5 protein-coding genes are annotated in these 4483 nt (G+C 69.8%); all 5 read left to right on the forward strand.

All coding sequences use genetic code 11. The features are described from left to right. On the forward strand, positions 1-350 hold a 350-nt coding region (locus GT613_RS15090), incomplete at its 5' end, for a hypothetical protein (protein WP_161172719.1). After that, a complete protein-coding gene (locus GT613_RS15095; protein WP_114516619.1) occupies positions 347-907 on the forward strand; it encodes a hypothetical protein in 561 nt (186 codons plus the stop codon). The genes GT613_RS15090 and GT613_RS15095, both read left to right, overlap by 4 nt. A 40-nt stretch (positions 908-947) precedes the next feature. After that, positions 948-2228, forward strand: coding sequence for a ParB N-terminal domain-containing protein (locus GT613_RS15100; RefSeq protein ID WP_114550730.1), 1281 nt, complete (start codon positions 948-950; stop codon positions 2226-2228). Between the two features lies 1 nt (position 2229). Beyond that, positions 2230-3609 (forward strand): AAA family ATPase, encoded by a 1380-nt coding sequence (locus GT613_RS15105; protein ID WP_114550731.1) that lies wholly within the window; start codon positions 2230-2232, stop codon positions 3607-3609. Next, positions 3610-4483: ATP-binding protein (locus tag GT613_RS15110; RefSeq protein WP_161172720.1), on the forward strand; the 874-nt coding region annotated here is incomplete at its 3' end.

Below are 4483 nucleotides of genomic sequence, written 5' to 3' on the forward strand. Positions count from 1 at the left end.
CCGCCGAGGAGGCCGTCGCCTGGGCCAAGAGGCCGTCCATGGTCAACCCCGCCGTCACCAACTACGACGCGCTCAAGCTCGACGTGCAGCGCATCGCCCGCACGACCGACGCCGGAACCCCCGTGGTCACGATGATCTCCGTGCCCATGGCCATGGCGCATTGGGCGTGCCTGAGCCGCATGCTCGTCATGGACGAGCCGTCCCTGGCATGGCGCATCCACCCGCAGTACGTCGAGGCGCTCGACAGCCAGGCGGGCACCGCATGGCTGCAGATCATGTTCGCCGACATCACGGGGCGCCGCCCCGAGGCGCGCAGCTGGCGGCACGCGAAGGGCGCGGTCGCGCGATGACGCGCAAGGGCTCGGCCCAGAGGCCGTGGACGACCGACGAGATCGACCGGCTGCGCGACATGGCCGGCAGGCTCCCGCGCCGCGACATCTGCCGCGAGCTCAAGCGCTCGAGCGGAGCCGTCAAGATGGCCGCCAAGCGCCTGGGCCTGTCTCTGAGGTGCTGCCGCACCCGGCTCGTATGGTGCGACGAGTGTGCCGGATGGCGCTCCGCCGTCGACAAGGACGGCCGATGCCGCGTCTGCCGGATGCGCGAGCAGCTCGCAGGCCGCGAGGCGGCGTGCGTCGAGGTGTACGCATCGATGACCCCTCGGCAAAGGGCCGCCTACGACGACCAGGAGGCCAAGCGCGGCACGCGCCCCTCGTCCCTCGGCCCCAGGCCGAAGAGGCGCGAGAGCTGCCCCGTGAGCCGCTACGAGCGGGACAAGGCCGAGACGGCCTACCTGCTCGCCCTGGAGGAGTGGGAGCACCGCAGGCTGCTGCTGCCCTACAACGCGGCGAAGACCAGGCTCAAACGGATGAGAGAGGTCTTGGGCACCAATCCCAGAAAATCGAAATGAGTGTTACTTTTCAACGTTTTACCTAGTCAGAGGAGGATATATGGAATTACGCGAGATCGGCATAGACGACGTGTACCCCGACGAGAAGAATCCGCGCAAGGACTTCGGCGACATCGCCGCGCTCGCGGAGAGCTGCATGCTCAACGCGCTCAACCCCGGCGAGCCGGTGAACCCCATCGTGGTCGTCGAGGACGGCGGGATCTACCGCATCGTCGACGGCGAGCGCCGCTACAAGGCCATGTGCAAGAACAAGCTCGCCCGCTGCCATGCCGTCGTATGCGACGACATGGACGAGGCGAACGCGATGGTCGCCATGGTGGCCACGGACGACAAGCGCCCTCTGACCGACGTGGAGCGAAGCCGGGGCGTGCAGCAGATGCTGCTGCTCGGCGTGGATCCCGAGCGCGTGGAGCGCGCCGGGCGCATGCCGAAGGGCGCCGCCGCCAAGCTGCGCCGCGCCCGCGCCGCCGTGGACGACGCCGGCGACGACATGACCATCGACCGCATGCTGGCCATCGCCGAGTTCGAGGAGCTCGGCGAGGGCGCCGCCGTCGAGAAGCTGACGAGCTGCCGCGAGGGGGAATGGCGCGACGTCGCGAAAGCCGAGCGGCAGCGGATGCAGCGCGACGAGCGCCGCGCCGCGCTCGTCCGCGCATGCGAGGACGCGGGAGTCGCGATCTCGGAGAAGCGCCTGTACAGCCAGGATGGGTGGTCGTGGTGCGAGGACGTGAAGGATCCCGACGCCCTCGCGCAGGCGGTCGCCGGGATCGACGGCTGCGCCGCGTACATCCTCGAATCCGGAACGGGACCTGCGATCGAGATCTGCAAGCCCGTCTCCGCCGACGAGGAGAGGGTCGATCCGGAGCAAGTGGAGCGGAAGCGCCGCGTCGACGAGGTCAAGGAGTCGATCGAAGCCGCGAAGGCCGCGCACCTGGCCTGGTTCCACGCGCGCATCGAAGACCTCGGGTCCATGCCCTGCGTCATGGAGGTGGTCGAGGACGCGGCGCTGTCCGGATACGGCGGCATCGGCGAGAAGGTGAGCAAGTTCGAGAGTGCGACCGGCACCGAGGTCGACGGCATGTTCTGCCCCCGGCTGGCAGCCTACGGCTACATGATGGCCGCCGGCAATGCTGAGCTGTATCCGTGGATCTCCGATGCCCTCGTGGACGGCAGGTGCCCATGCTACGCGTCGAACGTCGAGCGCTTCCTCGGCTGGCTCGCCGCCTTGGCAGCCGACGGATACGAGCCGACCGCGGCAGACATAGATCTGAAGAGCCTGTGCGAGTCCGCGCTGGCGCACGACGAAGACGAGGAGGAGTAGCATGACCGTGAAGATCAACAGCCTGGAGGTCGAGAACGTCAAGCGCGTCAAGGCGGTGGTGCTGGAGCCGGCCGAGAGCGGGCTCACCGTCATCGGCGGGCGCAACGGCCAGGGCAAGACCAGCGTGCTCGACGCCATCGCCTGGGCGCTCGGCGGCGACCGCAAGCGCCCGAGCGAGGCCAAGCGCGCGGGCAGCGCGACCGACCCTCACCTCAAGGTGCAGCTGTCGAACGGCATCGTGGTGGAGCGCAGGGGCAAGGCCGGCTCCCTCAAGGTGACCGACCCCGAGGGGCGCAAGGGCGGCCAGCAGCTGCTGGACTCGTTCGTCGAGTCGCTCGCCCTCGACCTTCCCAAGTTCCTGGCGATGAGCGATAAGGACAAGGCCAAGACGCTGCTCGGCATCATCGGCGTGGGCGAGGAGCTCGCGCGCCTGGAGGCCGAGGAGCAGGCGCTCTACAACCGGCGCACCGGCGTCGGCCAGATGCGCGACCAGAAGAAGGGCGCGGCGGCCGACATGCCCATGCACCCGGACGCCCCAACCGAGCCCGTGAGCGCCATGGAGCTGATCCAGGCGCAGCAGGAGATCCTCGCGAGGAACGGCGAGAACCAGCGCAAGCGCGAGGAGGCGCGCAACATCGAGGCCCGGTGCGATCAGATGCGCGACAAGCTCGCCGACCTGACGCGCCGTATCGACGAGCTCAAGTCGGAGCGCGCCGCGCTCAACGTCGAGTACCTCAAGTCGGTCGAGGACTTCGGCGTCGCGAGCAAGACCGCCGAGCAGCTGCACGACGAATCCACAGCCGAGATCGAGGCGCAGCTCGAGCGGATCGAGGCGGTCAACGCCAAGGTGCGCGACAACCAGCGCCGCGCGGACGCCGAGCGCGAGGCCGAGGAGCTGGCCGAGCAGTACGACGACATGACCGAGCGGATCGAGGCCGTGCGCGCGTCCAAGATGGCGCTGCTCGACGGGGCCGACCTGCCTCTGCCGGGACTCGCCGTGGAGAACGGGCTGCTGGCCTACCAGGGCCGCAGGTGGGACTGCATGAGCGGGTCCGAGCAGCTGCGCGTCGCCACCGCCATCGTGCGCAAGCTCAAGCCGGAGTGCGGGTTCGTGCTGGTGGACAAGCTGGAGCAGATGGACGCCGAGACCATGCGCGAGTTCGGCGAGTGGGCAGAGGGCGAGGGCCTGCAGGTGATCGCCACCCGCGTGTCCACCGGCGGCGAATGCTCCATCGTCATCGAGGACGGATACGGCGGCGCGGAACTCGGACAGGCGGCCGAGCGCGCTCCCGAGTTCGCCGACGCCCCGACCGTCCGGACGGACGCGAACGAGCCGGCGCGCGTCCCGATCCTCCTCCCAGCCGACAAGTGGGTGATGTAGATGGCGCTCAACATCACGCGCGGCGCCGTGCCGAAGGCCCAGAAGGTGATCGTGTACGGGCCGGAGGGCGTGGGCAAGACGTCCTTCGCGGCGAAGTTCCCCGACCCGCTCTTCATCGACACCGAGGGCAGCACGGAGCACTACGACGTCGCCCGCACGGAGGCGCCGCGGAGCTGGACCATGTTGCTGGACCAGGTGCGCGAGGTCAAGGCGACCAGGCCCTGCGCGACCCTCGTGATCGACACGGCCGACTGGGCTGAGCAGCTGGCGATCCGCCACGTCTGCTCGGAGAAATCGTGGAAGAGCATCGAGGATCCCGGATACGGCAAGGGCTACACGTTCGTCGTCGAGGAGTTCGGCAAGCTCCTCAACCTGCTCTCCGACGTGGCCGAGGGCGGGATCAACGTGGTGCTCACGGCGCATGCCGCGGTCCGCAAGTTCGACCAGCCGGACGAGGCCGCGAGCTACAACCGGTGGGCTCTCGCGCTCATCGACGCGGCCAAGATGTCCGACGCCGCGAAGGCCAAGGAGTGGGCCGACGCCGTGCTGTTCGCCAACTACGAGACGATCGTCGAGGTCGTCGGCGAGGGCAAGGGCGCGAAGGGCAAGGCGCGCGGCGGGCAGAAGCGCGTGCTGCACGCCCAGCACCACGCCTGCTGGGACGCGAAGAACCGCTGGGGCCTGCCGCCCCAGGTGCCGCTCGACTTCGCGCAGATCGCCGCGTTCGTGCCGGCGGCTCCGGCCGCGTCCAGGGTCCGGGCGGCGAGCGCCTCCGTCCCCGCACGCCCGGCTGCCCCGGCAGCGCCGCCCGCGAAGACCGCCCCCGCCGCGCCGACGGCCCCCGCAGCCGCGGCACCTGCCCCGGCGGCGCCGG

Source organism: Eggerthella sp. BIOML-A4 (assembly GCF_009875575.1).
GTDB classification, from domain to species: Bacteria; Actinomycetota; Coriobacteriia; order Coriobacteriales; family Eggerthellaceae; genus Eggerthella; species Eggerthella lenta.

What these genes read in the sequence shown, in the direction of transcription:
- GT613_RS15095 (WP_114516619.1), top strand. Translation starts at nt 347, where the DNA reads ATGACGCGCAAGGGCTCGGCCCAGAGGCCGTGGACGACCGACGAGATC.
- GT613_RS15100 (WP_114550730.1), top strand. Translation starts at nt 948, where the DNA reads ATGGAATTACGCGAGATCGGCATAGACGACGTGTACCCCGACGAGAAG.
- GT613_RS15105 (WP_114550731.1), top strand. Translation starts at nt 2,230, where the DNA reads ATGACCGTGAAGATCAACAGCCTGGAGGTCGAGAACGTCAAGCGCGTC.